The 17,858-nt window shown below is 69.2% G+C and carries 16 protein-coding genes; 9 read left to right on the forward strand and 7 right to left on the reverse strand.

What is annotated here, in order from left to right; translation table 11 throughout:
* The first annotated feature begins 23 nt into the window (after positions 1–23).
* The 6 genes from CGZ93_RS03395 to CGZ93_RS18745 all read left to right on the forward strand — a co-directional run bounded on the left by CGZ93_RS03395 (position 24) and on the right by CGZ93_RS18745 (position 6,512).
* Positions 24–1,472 (forward strand): OFA family MFS transporter, encoded by a 1,449-nt coding sequence (locus CGZ93_RS03395; RefSeq protein WP_094362755.1) that lies wholly within the window; start codon positions 24–26, stop codon positions 1,470–1,472.
* Positions 1,469–1,624 (forward strand): MFS transporter small subunit, encoded by a 156-nt coding sequence (locus CGZ93_RS18740; protein WP_171197670.1) that lies wholly within the window; start codon positions 1,469–1,471, stop codon positions 1,622–1,624. The genes CGZ93_RS03395 and CGZ93_RS18740 overlap by 4 nt, the downstream gene beginning before the upstream one ends.
* 80 nt (positions 1,625–1,704) lie before the next feature.
* Positions 1,705–3,048 carry a hypothetical protein gene (locus CGZ93_RS03400; RefSeq protein ID WP_094362756.1) on the forward strand — a complete coding sequence of 448 codons (1,344 nt, stop codon included), beginning with the start codon at positions 1,705–1,707 and terminating at the stop codon, positions 3,046–3,048.
* A 103-nt stretch (positions 3,049–3,151) separates the two neighbouring features.
* A complete protein-coding gene (locus CGZ93_RS03405; RefSeq protein WP_176451614.1) occupies positions 3,152–3,637 on the forward strand; it encodes a GtrA family protein in 486 nt (161 codons plus the stop codon).
* Positions 3,630–5,240, forward strand: coding sequence for an NAD(P)/FAD-dependent oxidoreductase (locus tag CGZ93_RS03410; RefSeq protein ID WP_229117175.1), 1,611 nt, complete (start codon positions 3,630–3,632; stop codon positions 5,238–5,240). Before CGZ93_RS03405 ends, CGZ93_RS03410 begins: the two co-directional genes overlap by 8 nt.
* A 444-nt stretch (positions 5,241–5,684) precedes the next feature.
* Entirely contained in the window at positions 5,685–6,512 is an 828-nt protein-coding gene (locus CGZ93_RS18745) for a hypothetical protein (protein WP_094362759.1), read from the forward strand.
* A 95-nt stretch (positions 6,513–6,607) separates the two neighbouring features.
* Here CGZ93_RS18745 and rlmB read toward each other — a convergent pair whose 3' ends face one another.
* Positions 6,608–7,558 carry a 23S rRNA (guanosine(2251)-2'-O)-methyltransferase RlmB gene (rlmB, locus tag CGZ93_RS03420; protein WP_094362760.1) on the reverse strand — a complete coding sequence of 317 codons (951 nt, stop codon included), beginning with the start codon at positions 7,556–7,558 and terminating at the stop codon, positions 6,608–6,610.
* 1 nt (position 7,559) lies between these two features.
* Complete coding sequence (cysS, locus tag CGZ93_RS03425; RefSeq protein WP_094362761.1) at positions 7,560–9,023, reverse strand: cysteine--tRNA ligase; 1,464 nt, start codon at positions 9,021–9,023, stop codon at positions 7,560–7,562.
* A gap of 151 nt (positions 9,024–9,174) precedes the next feature.
* On the opposite strand from cysS, the gene CGZ93_RS03430 reads away from it, so the two are divergent.
* Positions 9,175–9,510 (forward strand): hypothetical protein, encoded by a 336-nt coding sequence (locus tag CGZ93_RS03430; RefSeq protein WP_094362762.1) that lies wholly within the window; start codon positions 9,175–9,177, stop codon positions 9,508–9,510.
* Here CGZ93_RS03430 and CGZ93_RS03435 read toward each other — a convergent pair.
* The gene (locus CGZ93_RS03435; protein WP_094362763.1) at positions 9,497–10,708 is read right to left on the reverse strand and encodes a cysteine desulfurase-like protein; all 1,212 of its coding nucleotides are present in this window, start codon (positions 10,706–10,708) and stop codon (positions 9,497–9,499) included. The two genes, CGZ93_RS03430 and CGZ93_RS03435, sit on opposite strands and share 14 nt — an antisense overlap.
* Positions 10,709–10,763: 55 nt before the next feature.
* A complete protein-coding gene (locus CGZ93_RS03440; protein ID WP_094362838.1) occupies positions 10,764–11,345 on the reverse strand; it encodes a TetR/AcrR family transcriptional regulator in 582 nt (193 codons plus the stop codon).
* A 74-nt stretch (positions 11,346–11,419) separates the two neighbouring features.
* Between CGZ93_RS03440 and CGZ93_RS03445 the strand changes: the two genes are divergently transcribed.
* Entirely contained in the window at positions 11,420–12,556 is a 1,137-nt protein-coding gene (locus CGZ93_RS03445) for an acyl-CoA dehydrogenase family protein (protein ID WP_094362764.1), read from the forward strand.
* On the opposite strand, the gene CGZ93_RS03450 is transcribed toward CGZ93_RS03445, so the two are convergent.
* The 3 genes from CGZ93_RS03450 to CGZ93_RS03460 all read right to left on the reverse strand — a co-directional run bounded on the left by CGZ93_RS03450 (position 12,553) and on the right by CGZ93_RS03460 (position 16,778).
* Complete coding sequence (locus CGZ93_RS03450) at positions 12,553–13,947, reverse strand: DUF4032 domain-containing protein (protein ID WP_094362765.1); 1,395 nt, start codon at positions 13,945–13,947, stop codon at positions 12,553–12,555. The two genes, CGZ93_RS03445 and CGZ93_RS03450, sit on opposite strands and share 4 nt — an antisense overlap.
* Positions 13,948–14,037: 90 nt before the next feature.
* On the reverse strand, positions 14,038–15,132 hold the full coding sequence (locus tag CGZ93_RS03455) for an ABC transporter ATP-binding protein (RefSeq protein ID WP_094362766.1): 1,095 nt from the start codon (positions 15,130–15,132) through the stop codon (positions 14,038–14,040).
* 266 nt (positions 15,133–15,398) lie between these two features.
* Positions 15,399–16,778 carry an L-serine ammonia-lyase gene (locus CGZ93_RS03460; protein WP_094362767.1) on the reverse strand — a complete coding sequence of 460 codons (1,380 nt, stop codon included), beginning with the start codon at positions 16,776–16,778 and terminating at the stop codon, positions 15,399–15,401.
* 46 nt (positions 16,779–16,824) lie between these two features.
* Here CGZ93_RS03460 and tdh point away from each other — a divergent pair, with 46 nt between their 5' ends.
* Positions 16,825–17,850, forward strand: coding sequence for an L-threonine 3-dehydrogenase (gene tdh / locus CGZ93_RS03465; RefSeq protein WP_094362768.1), 1,026 nt, complete (start codon positions 16,825–16,827; stop codon positions 17,848–17,850).
* Positions 17,851–17,858 lie beyond the last annotated feature (8 nt).

Genomic DNA, 17,858 nt, shown 5'->3' on the forward strand with positions numbered 1-17,858 from the left:
GGGGGTCACAAGGAGGTGATGTCGTGGGCGTCCTCGGCAAGGAAGCGATCGTCGCTCGACCGGGATACAGCAAGTGGCTGATTCCACCCGCTGCGCTGGCGGTGCACCTGTCCATCGGGCAGGTGTACGCGTTCTCGGTGTTCAAGAACTCGCTGGTGGCCCACTTCGGCTCCTCGCAGACCGCGGTCGCCTGGATCTTCTCGATCGCGATCCTGATGCTCGGCCTGTCCGCGGCCATCTTCGGCACCTGGGTGGAGCGCAGCGGTCCCCGCAAGGCGATGCTGGTCGCCGCGCTCTGCTGGTCGGTCGGCTTCCTGATCGGCGCCGCCGGCATCGCCTCGGGCCAGCTGTGGCTGCTGTACCTGGGTTACGGCGTGATCGGCGGGATCGGGCTGGGCATCGGCTACATCTCGCCGGTGTCGACGTTGATCAAGTGGTTCCCGGATCGGCCGGGGTTGGCCACCGGGATGGCGATCATGGGCTTCGGCGGTGGCGCACTCGTCGCCTCGCCGCTGTCGAACGCGCTGATGCGGGCCTACGACCCGGCGTTCGACCCGAGCGGGAAGGGCGCACTGGCCGGCGGCACGGCCCTGTGGCAGACGTTCCTCACCCTCGGTATCGGCTACGGCATCTTCATGCTGATCGGCGCCGCGCTGATCCGCCTCCCGCAGGGGTACGCCGACGACGCCACCGCGGAACACCGGCCGGGGCGCTCGGGGGCCCTGGTCCGCGCCCGGGAGGCGATCCGGACCCGGCAGTTCTGGCTGCTGTGGGTGGTGCTGTTCTGCAACGTGACCGCCGGCATCGGCATCCTGGAGCAGGCCGCGCCGATGATCCAGGACTTCTTCCGCACCCCCGGCGGCCCGTCGACCGTCACGGCAGCGGCGGCGGGCGGATTCGTCGGCATGCTGAGCCTGGCCAACATGGCCGGCCGCTTCGTCTGGTCCTCGATGTCGGACTTGATCGGGCGCCGCCCGACCTACATGTTCTATCTCGGTCTGGGGGCGGTGCTGTACGTGCTGCTGGCGCTGTTCGGTGGCACCCACACCGCGGTGTTCGTGCTGTTGGCGCTGGTGATCATCTCCTACTACGGCGGCGGGTTCGCCACCGTGCCGGCCTACCTGAAGGACCTGTTCGGGACCCTCGAGGTGGGCGCCATCCACGGCCGGTTGCTCACCGCCTGGTCGGCGGCCGGCATCGCCGGTCCGCTGATCGTGAACGGCTTCCTGGACGCCGCCGGCAAACCCGGACAGCTGGTCGCGGCCGACTATCGGCCGGCGCTGCTGACCATGGTCGGCGTGCTGGTCGTCGGGTTCGTCAGCAACCTGCTGATCACCGACGTGCCGGAGAAGCACCACGACGCGGGGGCCGTCCGGACCCTGCGGGAGCGGACCGAGGCGATGGCCGAGGCCGGCTCGACCCGCTACCGATCCCGGGACGCGGCCGCGGACAGCGGAGGAGGATTCGAATGAGCACCGACACCGTCGACCGTCGGCCCGAACAGCCGGAGGCCCGGCCCACCCCGCTCCCGCTGGTGCTGCTCGCCTGGCTGGTGGTGGGCGTACCGCTGGCGTACGGGCTCTACCAGACCGTGCTGAAGGCGCTGGCGCTGTTCGTGCACTGACGGCGGGGCGGGGCGCAGTGCGGTCGCTCGGTGAACCTGTGGTTTCCTTGGCTCCAGATTGACGACTGGAGCTTCCCAAAGTGACGACCGATACCGCTGAGACCGCCGCCGAGCAGCGCACCCCCCGCCGCAGCTGGTATCACCGCATCGACCGCCGGAAGTGGCGTCTGGTGCTGCTGGTGTTCCTGATCTGCAAGCTGGGCACCTTCGCGGTCGCCGCGGTGGCGGTGCCGATCATGGAATATCCGCGCCAGGTGATCGCCCAGCACGAGACGATCTGGCCCGACGAGTTGCGCGAGGACAACTTCGGGCCGGTGTCGATGTGGCAGCACTTCGACTCCGAGCACTACGTCGCCCTGGTCGACCGGGACTATCTGGCCCCGCTCAACGCCGAGGATCGGGACAAGGTCGAGCGGGCCCGGGCCGGGGAGACGTTCCCGGTCAACCAGACCCTGCACCGGTTCACCTTCGGCCCGCTCTATCCGGTGCTCGGCAAGGTGCTGGCCCCGCTGTTCGGCGCGGTGGGTGCCCTCTGGCTGATCTCCAACCTGGCGATGCTGGCCTGCCTGGCCCTGATGTACGACCTGACCCGGGCCGTGTTCGGCGACCGGGTGGAATCAGCCGAGGATGAGGCCGAATCGGGGGAGGGCAGCGGGCCCGGCGGACTGGCCGCCGGCGTCACCCCGGCCCGCACCCTGACCTGGCTGGTGGTGCTGCCCAGTGCGTTCCTGCTGCAGGCCGTGCTCACCGAGTCGCTGTTCCTGGCGCTGGTGCTCGGCGCGTTCACCCTGGCCGAGCGCCGCCGCTGGGGCTGGGTGGCCGTGCTCGCCGCCTGCTTCGCACTGACCCGCTCCTCGGGCTTCGTGCTGGCGCTGCCGCTGGCCCTGGTCGCGCTGCGCCAGGGCGGCTACTCGCTGGTGCGCGCGGAGTCCTGGAAGCTGTACCTGAGGGCGGCGCCGGCGATCCTTGCCGCACCGCTGGCCTGGTTCGGTTTCATGCTCTACTGCCGCCACTTCACCGGGGACCTGTTCGCCTATTCGCACCTGCAGCACGCCGGCTGGGGAGTGGTCGCCGAGCCACCACCGGACTTCTGGTCCGCGCTCACCGGCGAGCACGTCAGCCGGCCGATGATCAAGGCGATCTCGGTGCTGGTGATGGGCGCCATCCTGCTGCTCGGCGTACGCCTGATCCCGATCGCCTATCAGGTGCTGGCCTGGCTGTTGCTGCTGGTGCCGTTGATGATCGGGGAGAAGTGGCAGCAGTCGATCTGGCGCTATGCCGTGGAGGTGTTCCCGATGGCGTGGGTGCTGGCCCACTGGTTGCGCCGCCCGCGCACCGAAACCGCCGGGGTGGCGGTCTCCTCTGCGCTGCAGGGGGTGCTGCTGCTGACCTGGGTGATCAGCTGGACGAGGATGATCGTGTGAGGCGTACGCGGAGTCAGCCTTGGTGCGCGCCCCCCACCTGGGATAGGTTCGCTCGGTCGTACGGCCCAGCCCGGATCGACGGGGAATCGACCAACGGATGACGATGACAGCGCAACAGCAGGCACCTCGGCGTACGCTGACCTCCCGCGTCCGGTCCGCGCTGAGCCGGCACAACGGTCGCGTGCTGGCGCAGATGATCCGCTACGGGTTCGTGTCCGGTCTGGCCTTCGGTGTCGACTTCTTCAGCATGTACGCCGGTATCCACGCCTTCCACCTGCCGGTGCTGCTGGCCACCACGATCGCGTTCACCCTCGGCATCATCACCAACTTCATCACCAGCACGCTGTGGGTGTTCGACCGCTCCCGCCACCGCCGCCACGTCGAGATGGGGTTGTTCCTGCTGGTCGGGGTGACCGGACTGGGCCTGAACGCGCTGATCGTCTGGGTCGGACACGAGGTGCTCGGCATCTGGGCGATGGTGGCCAAGCTGATCTCCACCGCGGTGGTGTTCTTCTGGAACTTCCTGCTCCGCCGCTTCCTGATCTACACCCCCAAGAACTCCGTCCCAGCGAAGGATGCAGATGCCTGATAAGAAGACCGCCGTCATCATCGGCGCCGGACCCGCCGGACTGACCGCGGCGTACGAGCTGCTGAAGAACACCGACATCCACCCGATCGTGTTCGAGGCATCGGACGCGATCGGTGGGATCTCGAAGACGGTCAACCACAACGGCAACCGGATCGACATCGGCGGCCACCGCTTCTTCTCCAAGTCCGACCGGGTGATGGAGTGGTGGACCTCCATCATGCCGATCGAGCGGACCCCCGAGGGCAAGTCGTTCACGATGAAGTACCAGGGTCAGCAGCGGGACCTGCCGGGCGGCGGCTCGGCCGACCCGAACGAGACCGACGAGGTGATGCTGGTCCGCAGCCGGTTGTCCCGGATCTACTACGACCGCAAGTTCTTCAACTATCCGGTCACCCTGGAGGCGGACACCATCCGCAACCTCGGGCTGACCAAGATGGCCCGGATCGGTTTCTCCTACCTGCACGCGCGATTGCAACCCCTGCAGGAGAAATCACTGGAGGAGTTCTACGTCAACCGGTTCGGCCGCGAGCTCTACAACACCTTCTTCCGCGACTACACCGAGAAGGTGTGGGGGGTGAAGGTGAACCAGATCGCGCCCGACTGGGGCGCCCAGCGGGTCAAGGGGCTGTCGGTGACCGGCACCCTGGCGCACGCGGGAAAAAAGCTGTACAAGGAGAAGATCGCGCCCAGGCTGGGTCGGGAGGTCGAACGTGACCTCGGCCAGAAGGACGTCGAGACCTCGCTGATCGAGGCCTTCCTCTATCCGAAGTTCGGACCCGGCCAGATGTGGGAAGCCGTGGCCCGCAAGGTGGTCGAGGCCGGCGGTGAGGTGCGGATGAAGCAGGCCGTGACCAGGCTGCACGTCGAGCACGGGCGGATCGTCGCCGTCGACGTCACCGACCGGGACGGCAACACCGAGCGGGTGGAGGGAGACCATTTCTTCTCCACCATGCCGGTCAACGAACTCGTCGCCTCGCTGTCCGGGGTGGAGGTGCCGGCCAAGGTGGCGGAGGTGGCGTCCGCCCTGCCCTACCGGGACTTCCTGACCGTCGGCGTACTCGCCAAGCAGCTGAAGATCCGCAACAACACCGACATCGACACCCGATTCCACATCGTCCCGGACAACTGGATCTACATCCAGGAACCGGACGTGAAGGTCGGCCGGCTGCAGATCTTCAACAACTGGAGCCCGTGGATGGTCGCCGACGAGCGCAACGTGTGGATGGGCATGGAATATTTCGTCGACGAGGGCGACGAGCTGTGGTCCAGGTCGGAGGAGGAGATGGCCCGCTTCGGGGTCGAGGAGCTGGCCCGGATCGGCATCGTGGACCCGGCCGACGTGCTGGACACCTGCGTCATCCACGTGAAGAAGACCTACCCGGCCTACTTCGGCAGCTATGCCGAGTTCGACCGGATCCGCGAGTTCGTCGACCAGTTCGAAAACCTGTGGCTGCTCGGGCGCAACGGCCAGCACCGCTACAACAACGCCGACCACTCGATGCTGACCGCCATGGTGGCCGTGGACAACATCGCCGCCGGCTCCACCGACAAGGAATCGGTGTGGAACGTCAACGTCGAGCAGGAGTACCACGAGGAGAAGTGAGCACCCGCGCCGATCCGGTCGAGGAGGGGGACGGCCTCGGCCGCGAACCCTCTGCCCCGGCGAGGCACGGCCTCGGCCGGGGGATCGCGCCCGGGCCACTCGAGTGGGGCCTGATCGCGGCCGCCTGCCTGCTCACCGCACTGGCCGTGCTGGCGGGTCTGCGCAAGCGCCCGATCAACGCCGACGACGTCGCCATGCAGAACCTGCTGCTCGCCTGGGCGGCGGGGGAGCCGCGCGGCGCGCACGTCGGCAGTGACAACTTCGTGCTGCACTTCCCGCTCTACTGGCTCACCTCGCCGATCGCGAACCCGTGGTGGCAGCTGGCGGTCCAGGCGGTGCTGTGCAACCTCGTCGTGGTGCTCGGCATGGTCGCGATGCTGCGACACCTCGCGCGCTTCTCCGCGCGCACCCCCTTGGCCGCGGCTGCTCGTCGGGTATGCGCCGGTGCTGGTCTGGGCCGGGATGGCGCTCGTCCCGTTCTCCGCCGGCGATCCGGTGGTGCGGGACTACTTCCGGTTCATCAGCCACCTGAACATCAACCTGCGGCACCTGGAGGCCGGGGTCTGGCTGCTGCTGCTGGTCGCGCTCGGCTTCGGGCTGCGGCGGTTCCTGCGCCGGGCTCGGCTGATGGAACTGCAACTGGGGCTGATCACCATGCTCAGCGTGCTGGCGCTCACCCTCACCCCGAACGGGATCTCGCCGGTCAACCACCGCTATCTCTATCTGGGCGTCGTTTCGCTCGTGCCGCTGGCCGGGTTCATGCTCGTGCTCCGGCTGCGGAAGGTGCCGCGGGTGACGGGGCTGGTCACCGTGGCGCTGCTCGCGGCCGTGCTGCTCAACGGTGCGGCGAGTGTCGGCGGGCTGCGCGGCGCGCGGACCGGCGACGAGTCCACCCGGCGGATCGTCCGGGCCGTCAGCGCCGCCGGGGTGGACAAAGGGTATGCGAACTACTGGTCGGCCAGCCAGATCACCTGGTCGTGGCGGCGCGCGGCCGTCGCCGTGCCGCTGGTCTGCGAGCACATCGACGGCTCGACGCCCCGGCTGGCTCGCTGTGACTGGCTGATCAACCGGGTTGACCTGGACCGGCCGGCAACGCGAACCTTCCTGGTCGTGGAAACCGAGCGCGACGATCGGGGGCACGACCTGGGCTGCCTCGGCGGAGCCCGGCTCCCGACGCCCTATCAGGTGGTGCGGGTCGACCGGTGGACCGAGATCCGCTTCTACAACTCCGACATCGGGGCCGGACTGCCGCTGTTCCGACTGGGTGATTGAGCGGGCCGGGTGAAATGATCATGACCAGATCGACCACGAAATCGCCCAGGGAGAAAACGACTCCGATCCGGTCATGACCATTTGTGTCACCTGGCTCAGGCGCGGCAGCGGCTGACCTCATAGAGCGCGATCCCGGTGGCGACGCCGGCGTTCAGCGACTCCACCTCGCTGGCGATCGGGATCGACACCAGCACGTCGCAGTGCTCCCGGACCAGCCGCGACAGTCCCTCACCCTCGGAGCCGACGACCAGCACCAGCGGCCCGTCCACGCCTGGGATCGCCTCGATCTCGGTGTCGCCCTCACCGGCCAGTCCGGCGATGGTGAAGCCCGCCTTGGCGTACGCCTGGAGCGTCCGGTTCAGGTTGGTGGCGCGGGCGATCGGCAGCCGCGCCGCGGCGCCGGCGGAGGTCTTCCAGGCGGCGGCCGTCATGCTCGCCGAGCGCCGTTCCGGGATCACCACCCCGGTGGCGCCGAAGGCGGCGGCGGAGCGGACGATGGCACCCAGGTTGCGCGGGTCGGTGATCTGGTCGAGGAACACCACCAGCGGGGCGTCGGACTGCAGCGCGTCGGAGAGCAGGTCGTCGGGGTGGGCGTACTCGAATTCGGGGAGCTTCAGCGCCACCCCCTGGTGCACGGCACCGCCGGTCATCCGGTCGAGGTCGGTGCGGCTGGCCTGGAGCAGGGTGATCGAGTGGTCGGCGCAGTGCTTGAGGATCTCCCGCAACCGGTCATCGCGTTCGGCGCCGTCGGCGACGAATGCCGTGTGCACAGGGATTCCGGCGTGCAGCGCCTCGATCACCGGGTTGCGCCCGGCCACCCACTCCGGGCCGGAACCGGGGCGCCCGGTGCGCGGTGCGGACTGGGTGCGGGAGCGTTGGCCGCCGCTGCGCTGCTTGGCCTGGTAGGCCTTGTGGTTCGGCCGGTCCTCGGCCTTCGGGGTCGGGCCCTTGCCCTCGAGACCGCGCCGCACCCGGCCGCCGGAGCCGGCGGTGTTGCCCCTGCCCTTGCGGCGGACCGCGCCCCTGCGCTGTGAGTTGCCCGGCATCTCAGGCTCCCTTCGCCTCAAGGCTCCAGCGGGAGCCGTCGGGGGTGTCGGTGATCTTCAGCCCGAGTCCGCCGAGGGTGTCGCGGATCGCGTCGGCCGCCGTCCAGTCCTTTCGCGCCCGGGCCTCCTGACGCTGGGTGAGCAGCGCCTGGACCAGCCCGTCGACCACCGGCTCCAGCGCCTGGTCGCCACCGGCGGTCCGCTGCCAGGTCTCGTCGTCGGGGTCGAGGCCGAACACCGTCAGCATCGCAGTCACCTGGTCGAGCACCGCGGCCAGCTCGGCCGGGTCGCCGTCGCCGCCGAGCAACTGGTTGCCCCGGCGGATCGCCGCGAACAGCGCGGCCACCGCGCCGGGCGTCCCCAGGTCGTCGTCCATGCTGCGCGCGAAGTCGTCCCAGTATGGTCCCTGGGCCTGTCGAAGGGTGGCTTCGACAGGCTCAGCCAGCGTGGCGGAGCGGGCGCGACCGACGAAGGAGTCGATCCGCTCGATCGCCTTCTCGGCCTCGTCGAGGGAGCTGATCGTGCCCTCCTCGTCGGGGGAGAACTCGATCATCGACCGGTAGTGCGGGGCGAGCAGGAAGTATCGCACCGCCCGCGGGTCGTGGGTGCGGGTGACCTCGGTGACCAGGGCGGTGTTGCCGAGCGATTTCGACATCTTCTCCCCGGCCATGGTGACCCAGGCGTTGTGCATCCAATAGCGCGCGAACCCGCGGCCGGCCGCGGCCGACTGGGCGAGTTCGTTCTCGTGGTGCGGGAAGCGCAGGTCGATTCCGCCGCCGTGGATGTCGAAGGTGGGGCCCAGATATTTCCCGGCCATCGCCGAGCACTCGATGTGCCAGCCCGGCCGGCCCCGCCCCCACGGCGAGGTCCAGGCCGCGGTCTCCGGCTCGTCGGCCTTGTGCCCCTTCCACAGCGCGAAATCCCGCGGGTCACGCTTGCCGCGCGGGTCCGCGTCCTCGGCGGCGGCCATCTCGTCCACCTTCATCCCGGACAGCTCGCCATAGCGCGGCCACGACCGCACGTCGAAGTAGACGTCGCCGGAGCCGTCGGCAGCGGGGTAGGCGTGCCCCCTGGCGATCAGCTCACCGATCAGGTCGATCATCTCCGGCACGTGGCCGGTGGCCCGCGGCTCATAGGTGGGCGGGATGCAGCCGAGGGCGGCGTACGCCAGGTGCAGTTCCCGCTCGAAGCGGTACGCCCAGGCGTACCAGGGCTGCCCGGCCTCGGCGGACCGGGCCAGGATCTTGTCGTCGATGTCGGTGACGTTGGCGACCACGCTCACCCGGTAGCCGCGATGGGTGAGCCAGCGGCGCAGCACGTCGAAGACCACCTCCTTGCGGATGTGGCCGACGTGCGGGGCGGACTGGACCGTCAATCCGCAGTGATAGATGGACACCCGGCCCGGCTCCAAGGGCTCGAAGTCGCGAACCTCGCGGGTGGCGGTGTCATAGAGGCGAAACGTCACCCGACCAGCCTATCGGCCGACCCCCCCGACCACCGTTTGAACCGTTTCCGGTCGTGCATTGTGAGAGGCCTCGATCAATGATTCACGGAACGGCACGGTCGCAGATCTGTGATTCTCTCACTCGAAGGCCCGGAGAAGCCGGGCGACCCAGGTGTGCAACCAGGGCCAGGCCACCTGGACCGGTGGCACCTCGGTCGTGCTCACCGATGACCCAACGCTGCCGGGCGCCGCCGACCTGAACCGCCCCGGGGTGTCCGGAGTGGAACTTCAGCGCCAAGCTGACCAACAGCTCCGACAAGGACTCGAACTACTCCACCAAGGTGAGCGTCACCAAGAAGTCCGGGGCACGGTGGTGGCCAGCAAGGAGATCCAGCAGAAGCTGACCAAGGGCCAGACCCAGGAGGTCAAGGCGGACAGGTTCGCCAAGACCACCGAGAAGCCCGAGGAGCCGCAGTGCGTGACGGGGGCGACGGTCAAGCGCGGCTGATCGCCCGCAGCCCCTCCAGCAGCCGGTCCACGTCGGCGTCGGTCGTGTAGGGCGCCAGCCCGACCCGCACCGCGCCCGCCTCGCCGAGCCCCAGCGCCCGGCTGCACTCGAGCGCATAGAAGCTGCTCGCCGGCGCGTTCACGCCGCGGGCGGCCAGCTGGGCGTACACGGTCTGGGAGTCCACCCCCGGCACCGCGAACAGCAGCGTCGGCGTACGCCGGGCCGCGCGCGACCAGACGGTCGCGCCCAACTCGGCCAACCCGGCCTCGATCCGCGCACGCAACCGCTGCTCGTGCTCCTCCAGGGCGCCCAGGCTGCGCAGCAACCGCTCCCGCCGGCTGCCGTCACCGGGCACCAGATCGGCCAGAAAGTCCACCGCGGCCGTGGTTCCGGCCAACAGCTCATACGGCAGGGTGCCCAGCTCGAAGCGTTCCGGCACCTGGTCGGTGGACGGTGCCAGCTTGTCCGGGTGGATCGACTCGAGCAGCGCGACGTCGCCGGCGAGTACGCCGCAGTGCGGCCCGCAGAACTTGTACGGCGAGCAGGCGAGCAGGTCCGCACCGAGCGCCAGGCGGTCGACCGGCTCGTGTGCGGCGTAGTGCACCGCGTCCGCGAACAGCAGCGCGCCGGCCGCGTGCACCGCCGCCGCGATCGCGGGCAGGTCCGGCATGGTGCCGATCAGGTTGGACGCCGCGGTCACCGCGACCAGCCGGGTCCGCGGACCGAGCACGGCCTCGACCGCGGAGGTCGGCAGCTCCCCGGTCTCGGGGTCGAACTCGGCCCAGCGGACCGTCGCACCGGCCCGCCCGGCGGCGATGATCCACGGCCGGATGTTCGCGTCGTGATCGAGCCGGCTGACCACCACCTCGTCCCCGGCCGACCAGGTTTGCGCCAACCCCCGGGCCAGGTCCATCGTCAGCTGGGTCATCGACCGGCCGAACACGATGCCGCCGGGGTCGCTGCCGAGCAGGTCGGCCATCGCCCGCCGGGCCCCGGTCACCGTCGCCTCGGCGTTGCGCTCGGCCGTGGTGTGTCGGCCGCGGTTGGCCAGCGGGGCGGTCAGTGTCTCGGCGATCGCCTGCGCCACCTGGGTCGGCGTCTGGGTGCCGCCGGGCCCGTCGAAGTGGGCGGCCGCGTCCGGTCCGGTCAGCGCGGGGAAGTGCCGGCGTACCGACTCGGCGTCGAAGGCTGTGCTCATGGCAACCGGTCTAGTGCACCCGGCAGCGCCGGGCAAGCCTGTCTCAGCGGCCGCCTCAGGGGCGCACGGCGGCGAGCACCAGCTGGGCCAGCTGGGCGTACGCCTCGGCGTCGTCGAGGCCGGTGTTGGACTGCACCTGGCCCGAGCCGATCCGCTGCATGGTGGCGGTGACCACCTCCGCCACGAAGTCGGCCTGGACCGACCGGAACGCGCCGGCCGCGGTGCCCTCGTCGAGCAGGCTGCGCACCCGCGCCGCCGCCGCCGAGGTGTTCTCCAGATAGATCGCCCGGGTGGGGGCCAACCGGGCCAGGTCGGCCAGGAACTGCCGCGACGCCGGGCGCAGTGCCTCGGCGACGGCGATCAGATAGCCGGACACCCGGGCGGCGGGGGAGTCGAGGTCGGCCAGTGTGGCCTCCACCTGCTCGGTCGCCCGGCGGAAGAACAGGCGTACCACCGAGGTCGCCAACTGCTCCTTGGAGTCGGCCAGGGCATAGAGGGTGCGCTTGGAGCAGCCCAACCTGGCGGCGAGCTGGTCGAGGGTGAACCCGATGAACCCCTCGGTCAGGCACAGCGCCAGCAGGTTGTCGCGCAGCTCGGACTGGCGATCGGTCAGCGACTCAAGGTTGACGATACTCATGGCGGTACTAGAGTACGCCCTGGAGTACCGCTGCACGATCCAGATTCCCTGTTTGTTGATCATCGAGGTGTGACATGCCCGTAGACCGCCTGCTGCCCCCGGACGGTCTCGAGTTGGTCCAACTGGTGGCCGACTTCTCCCGACGGGAGCTGCTGCCGCTGGCCGCCCCAGCCGAGGCCGCTGAAGAGTTCCCGCGCGAGGTGTTTCGCCGGCTCGGTGAGCTCGGCCTGCTTGGCATGCCCTATCCGGAGGCCGACGGCGGGATGGAGCAGCCCTACGAGGTCTATCTGCAGGCGCTGGAGGAGGTGGCCGCCAACTGGATGAGCGTCGCGGTTGGGGTGTCGGTGCACATCATGACCTGCTATCCGCTGCTGGCGAAGGGTACGCCCGATCAGCGCGACCGATTCGCCCCCGACCTGCTGGGCGGGCGACTGCTGGGGGCGTACGCCCTCTCCGAGGCGCAGGCGGGCAGCGACATCACCTCGATGACCACCACCGCCCGCCGCGACGGCGACGGCTACGTGCTGCGCGGGGCGAAGGCCTGGATCAGCCACGCCTCGCACGCCGACTACTACACGACGTTCGCGCGCACCGGTGACGGGCGGACCGACATCTCCTGCTTCCTGGTGCCGGCCGACGCCGAGGGGCTCTCCTTCGGCGCCCCGGAGCAGAAGATGGGGCTCACCGGATCCACCACCGCGGCCGTCTACTACGACGACGTCCGGGTGCCCGCGGTACGCCGGATCGGGGAGGAGGGCGAGGGGATGCGGATCGCGCTCTCCGCCTTGGCCAACGGCCGCCTCGGCATCGCCGCCTGCGCGACCGGGCTGGCCCAGTCCGCGCTCGAGCACGCGGTGGCGTACGCCAAGGAACGCCAGCAGTTCGGTCAGCGGATCGCCGACTTCCAGGGGATGCAGTTCCTGTTCGCCGACATGGACGCGGCGGTGAGCACCGCGCGCGCCAGCTATCTGGAGGCGGCCCGTCGCCGCGACGCCGGGCGCGACTTCATCAGGGAGGCGGCGATCGCCAAGATGGTCGCCACCGACGCCGCGATGAAGGTGACCACTGATGCGGTGCAGGTGCTCGGCGGCTACGGCTATACCAAGGATTTCCCGCTGGAGCGATACATGCGGGAGGCGAAGGTGACCCAGATCTTCGAGGGCACCAACCAGATCCAGAAGATCGTGATCGCCCGCGAGCTGTTGCGCTAGGCCTTTCTCCGAGCCTTTTCCCGCAGGGCAGCGATGTCCAGGAAGCCGCTGGGCTCGGGCTGGGTCGCCGCGTCGGCCTCCCAGGGGTCGATCGGCAGCGGCCCGGTGTCCTGCTCGTCGTCGTAACCCTGGCTGGGATCGTAGGGGTTGAGCAGCCGGCGCCCGCCCTCCTCGACGACCGGGGCCAGGTTGTCGGTGGAGACCGCCTCGTCGGGCAATTTCTCAAGCACGTCACGGATATAGCCGGATACCGCCTCCTCGAGTCCGATCTCGTGTCCGGCCTCCTCGGAGCGATACCAGCGATATTCGAGCACCTCGTGATAGATCTGCGCGGCCTCCAACTTGCCGCGCAGGGAGTCGGGGATCGCGTTCACCACCGGCTCGAAGCACTGGGTCAGCCACTGGTGGGCGACCACCGCCTCGTCGGTGTTCTGCTGGCCGGTGCGGGCCCGATAGGTGTCCAGGTCGTTCAGCAGCCGACGGGCCTGGTTCTCCTCGGTGTCCAGCCCGGTCAGCCGGAGCAGTCGCCGGGAGTGGTGCCCGGCGTCGACCACCTTGGGTTGGATCCGGATCGTGGTGCCGTCCAGGTCGGTGGTGATGTCCAGCTCGGCGACGTCGAACCCCAACGCGTTGAGTCGGCGTACCCGTCGCTCGATCCGATAGATCTGCGAGTCGTCGAACTCCTCGGCCCCCGTCAACTCCTGCCACAGTTCGCGATAACGCGATTCGATCAGATCCACCAGGGTGCGCGGGTCGAGGGACTCGTCGAGCATGCCGCCCGCCTCGAGGTCGCAGAACTCGCCGAACAGGTTGGTCCGGGCGATGGTCAGGTCGTGCTCGCGCTGGCCGTTGGTCAGCTGGTCGTGCACCTCACCGGTCTCGGCGTCCACCAGATAGGCGGCGAACTCTCCGGCGTCGCGGCGGAACAGGGTGTTGGACAGGGAAACGTCGCCCCACAGGAATCCGACCAGGTGCAGCCTGGCCAGCAGCACCACCATGGCGTCCACCAGCCGGTTCACGGTTTCGGTGCGTACGCCGCGGGTGAACAGCGAGCGATAGGGCAGGGAGAACTGCAGGTGCTTGGTCACCAGCACCGGGTCAAGCGGTTCGCCGGAGGGGTCCACCCGGCCGGTGATGACCGCGACCGGTTGCACCGCCGGGGTCTGCATCCGCATCAGGTCGTGCAGCAACCGGTATTCGTGGATGGCCAGGTGTTCCAGCACTTCCTTGGCGGCGTACACCTCGTTGCCGACGTTGATGAACCGCACCACGTGCCGGGAGATGCCGCGGGGGAGCGCGACCAGATATTCCAACGGCCACTGCGCCAACGGGATCTCCCACGGCAGTGGGATCAGCCGGGCGTCTGGCTTGGCGGACAGGAAACGTGGCACCCGGTCAGTCTGCCACGACGGCCGTGTGCGGCGGGGCACGCAAAGGGCCGGACGGAGAATCCGTCCGGCCCCGCGTGGCTGGTCGATCGGTCAGGAAACCCGATCGCCGGTCTTGTTGGAGAACACGTGGATGTGGTCCGGATCCATCGACAGACGGACCTGGCTGCCACGCTGCGGTGGGCGCCGCGAGGAGATGCGGGCCACGATCTGCTGCGCCTGCAGCTTCTCATCCTCGCTCAGCCCGGCCGCGGTGCCGTAGAGGTAGGCGTCGGCGCCCAGCTCCTCCACCACGGCGACATCGAGCCCGATGCCGTCGCCGTCAGAGAGCGCGAAGTTCTCCGGGCGGATGCCGATGGTGACTTCGTTCTCGCCCTCGAGGTGGCCGAGCACCTCGCGGGAGACCGGCACGGTGAAGTCGCCGACCCGGACGCCGCCGTCGCTGACGGTGCCCTCGATCAGGTTCATCGCGGGTGAACCGATGAAGCCGGCGACGAACAGGTTGCGCGGGGTATCATAGAGCGCCAGCGGGCTGTCCACCTGCTGCAGGATGCCGTCCTTCATCACCGCGACCCGGTCGCCCATCGTCATCGCCTCGACCTGGTCGTGGGTGACATAGACGGTGGTGACGCCGAGCCGGGTCTGCAGGGCCGCGATCTGGGTGCGGGTGGAGACGCGGAGCTTGGCGTCCAGGTTGGACAGCGGCTCGTCCATCAGGAACACCTGCGGCTGGCGGACGATCGCCCGGCCCATGGCGACGCGCTGCCGCTGACCACCGGAGAGCGCCTTCGGCTTGCGGGACAGGTATTCCTCGAGGCCGAGCAGTTTGGCGGCCTCGGCGACGCGCTGCTCGCGCTCGGTCTTCGGCACGTTCTGCATCTTCAGCGCGAAGCCCATGTTCTCGCCCACGGTCATGTGCGGATAGAGGGCGTAGTTCTGGAACACCATCGCGATGTCGCGGTCCTTGGGCGGCAGCGAGGTGACGTTGCGGTCACCGATCAGGATGTCGCCGGCGTTCACCTCCTCCAGGCCCGCGAGCATGCGCAGCGAGGTGGACTTGCCGCAGCCGGAGGGCCCGACCAGGACCATGAACTCGCCGTCACCGATCTCGAGGTTCAGCTTGTCGACGGCGGGGTGGTCGGCGCCGGGATAGACGCGAGTTGCTTCTTTGAAACTAACGGAGGCCATCAGCCATCAATCCTTCCACGGGCAGGTACGTGCCCGACGATCCGTAGTGGAATCCAGGCCGACCCAGCCGGGCCGGTGCCCCATTGTTGCACCAGAGCACGCTCCGGTCACCCCTCATCAGCGGATGAGACCGTCTCGTTACGCCGCCCGGTCCCCGACTGGTCGAGGGGAACTCTGCCTGTCGACCTGGGTGTGTTCCTCTCGACGAGCAGCACCATTGCTCCGCTCCGCTGCGCATGGTGCCGCTGCTCGACAAGCGTGTGGGCTCAGCACTCGACGATGTTCACCGCGAGGCCACCGCGTGCGGTCTCCTTGTATTTCACCTTCATGTCGGCGCCGGTCTGCATCATCGTGCGTACCACCTGGTCGAGGCTCACCTTCTGGGTGCCGTCACCGTGCAGGGCTAATCGGGCGGCGGTGATCGCCTTCACCGAACCGACCGCATTCCGCTCGATACAAGGGATCTGGACCAGACCGCCAACCGGATCGCAGGTCAGCCCGAGGTGGTGCTCCATGCCGATCTCGGCGGCACACTCGACCTGGTTGGGATTGCCGCCGATCGCCTCCGCCAGCGCCCCGGCGGCCATCGAGCAGGCCGTGCCGACCTCACCCTGGCAGCCGACCTCGGCCCCGGAGATGGAGGCGCTCTGCGCATAGATGGACCCGATCGCCGCGGCAGTGAGCAGGAAGCGGCGTACCCCCTTCTCATCCATCCCGGGGATGAACGAGACCGCATAGTGCAGCACGGCCGGGATGATCCCGGCGGCCCCGTTGGTGGGGGCGGTGACCACCCGCCCGCCGGCGGCATTCTCCTCGTTCACTGCCAGCGCCCACAGGGTCACCCAGTCCATCGCCGCCAGCGGGTCGACCGGACCGGGTCGGCTGCCGCGGCGGATCAGCTCGGCGTGCAACTCGGCCGAGCGGCGGCGTACCTTTAACCCGCCGGGCAAGGTGCCCCGGTTGGCCTGGCCGTTCTCGACGCACTCCTGCATCACCTTCCAGATCCGGTCCAGCCCGGCGTCCACCTCGGCCGCCGGTCGGCGGGCGCACTCGTTGGCGTACGCCACCTCGGCGATCGAGAGGCCGTGCTCGGCGCACTGGGCGAGCAGTTCGGCGCCGGTGCGGAACGGGTGGGGGACCGGGGTGGGGTCGCGGCGTACCTCTGGGTTGCCGGATCCGTCGTCGTCGAGCACGAACCCGCCGCCGATGGAATAGTAGGTGCGGCTGACCAGTTCCTCGTCCCCAGCCCAGGCGGTGAAGGTCATCCCGTTGGGGTGGAACGGCAGGGTACGCCGACGGTGCAGCACCAGGTCGGTGTCGGGGTCGAAGTCGATCTCGTGGCTGCCGGCCAGCCGGAGCCGGCGGCTGCTCGCGATCTCCTCGCTGCGCCGGGGTGCGGTCTCGGTGTCGACGGTCTCGGGGTCCTCGCCCTCCAACCCCCACAGCACCGCACCCCGGGAGCCGTGACCGTGCCCGGTGGCGCCGAGCGAGCCGAACAACTCGGCCAGCACCCGGGTGGTCTGCTCCAGCTGACCGTCGGCCTGCAGGGACTCGACGAATCTCGCGGCGGCCCGCATCGGGCCGACTGTGTGCGAACTCGAGGGGCCGATGCCGATCTTGAACAGCTCGAACACAGAGATGGTCACCGGCCCCAGTCTGCCCGCTATTCGAGACGAACGCTACAGTCGCAGGGTGCGTGCCCTGGTGAAGACCGCTCCCCGCGCCGGTCTGGAGCTGATCGACGTCCCCATCCCCGAGCCCGGTCCGACCGAGGTGCTGGTGAAGGTGCGGATGACCGGGATCTGCGGCACTGACCTGCACATCGAGGCGTGGGACCCGTGGGCCGCGGCGACCATGACCACCCCGCGGATCGTCGGTCACGAGTTCTGCGGTGACGTGGTCGCGGTGGGGTCCGCGGTGACCGACGTCGCGGTCGGCGACTTCGTCTCCGGGGAGGGCCATCTGGTCTGCGGGCGTTGCCGCAACTGTCTGGCCGGGCGGCGCCACCTGTGCGCGAACACCCGCGGCATCGGCGTCCAGGTCGACGGCTGCTTCGCCGAATATCTGGTGATGCCGGCGGTGAACATCTGGGTGCACCGGGTCCCGGTGTCGCCCGAGGTCGCCGCGATCTTCGACCCCTTCGGCAACGCGGTGCACACCGCACTCGCCTTTCCCTGTCTGGGTGAGGATGTGCTGGTCACCGGTGCCGGACCGATCGGCATCATGGCGGCGATGGTGGTACGCCACGCCGGCGCCCGATTCGTCGTGGTGAGCGACCTTTCCGAAGAGCGGTTGGCGCTGGCCGAAAAGCTCGGCGCCACGGTCGCGATCGACCCGAGGCATACGCCGATCGCCGACGCGGCGCGCGAGCTGGGCATGCGGGAGGGGTTCGACATCGGACTGGAGATGTCGGGGGCGCCGGTCGCGCTGCGGCAGCTGGTCGACGCGATGGCGCACGGCGGCCGGATCGCGATGCTCGGGCTGCCGGCCGATGAGACCTCGCTCGACTTCTCGAAGGTGGTGCTGCGAATGCTCACCCTGAAAGGGATCTATGGCCGCGAGATCTTCGAGACGTGGTATGCGATGAGCGTGCTGGTGCAGTCCGGGTTGGACGTCTCCGGCGTGATCACCCACCGGTTCGACCACACCGAGCACGAGGAGGCGTTCGCCACCGCCCGCTCGGGACACTGCGGCAAGATTGTGATGAGTTGGGAGTGAGATGTACG

The sequence above is a fragment of the Enemella dayhoffiae genome (assembly GCF_002250625.1).
Taxonomy (GTDB): domain Bacteria; phylum Actinomycetota; class Actinomycetes; order Propionibacteriales; family Propionibacteriaceae; genus Enemella; species Enemella dayhoffiae.

Bases quoted from the DNA above. Each gene is read 5' to 3' on its own strand.
- CGZ93_RS03440 (WP_094362838.1), bottom strand. From the start codon at position 11,345: ATGAGTATCGTCAACCTTGAGTCGCTGACCGATCGCCAGTCCGAGCTG.
- rlmB (WP_094362760.1), bottom strand. From the start codon at position 7,558: ATGCCGGGCAACTCACAGCGCAGGGGCGCGGTCCGCCGCAAGGGCAGG.
- CGZ93_RS03455 (WP_094362766.1), bottom strand. From the start codon at position 15,132: ATGGCCTCCGTTAGTTTCAAAGAAGCAACTCGCGTCTATCCCGGCGCC.
- CGZ93_RS03445 (WP_094362764.1), top strand. From the start codon at position 11,420: ATGCCCGTAGACCGCCTGCTGCCCCCGGACGGTCTCGAGTTGGTCCAA.
- CGZ93_RS03435 (WP_094362763.1), bottom strand. From the start codon at position 10,708: ATGAGCACAGCCTTCGACGCCGAGTCGGTACGCCGGCACTTCCCCGCG.
- CGZ93_RS03410 (WP_229117175.1), top strand. From the start codon at position 3,630: ATGCCTGATAAGAAGACCGCCGTCATCATCGGCGCCGGACCCGCCGGA.
- CGZ93_RS18740 (WP_171197670.1), top strand. From the start codon at position 1,469: ATGAGCACCGACACCGTCGACCGTCGGCCCGAACAGCCGGAGGCCCGG.
- CGZ93_RS03405 (WP_176451614.1), top strand. From the start codon at position 3,152: ATGACAGCGCAACAGCAGGCACCTCGGCGTACGCTGACCTCCCGCGTC.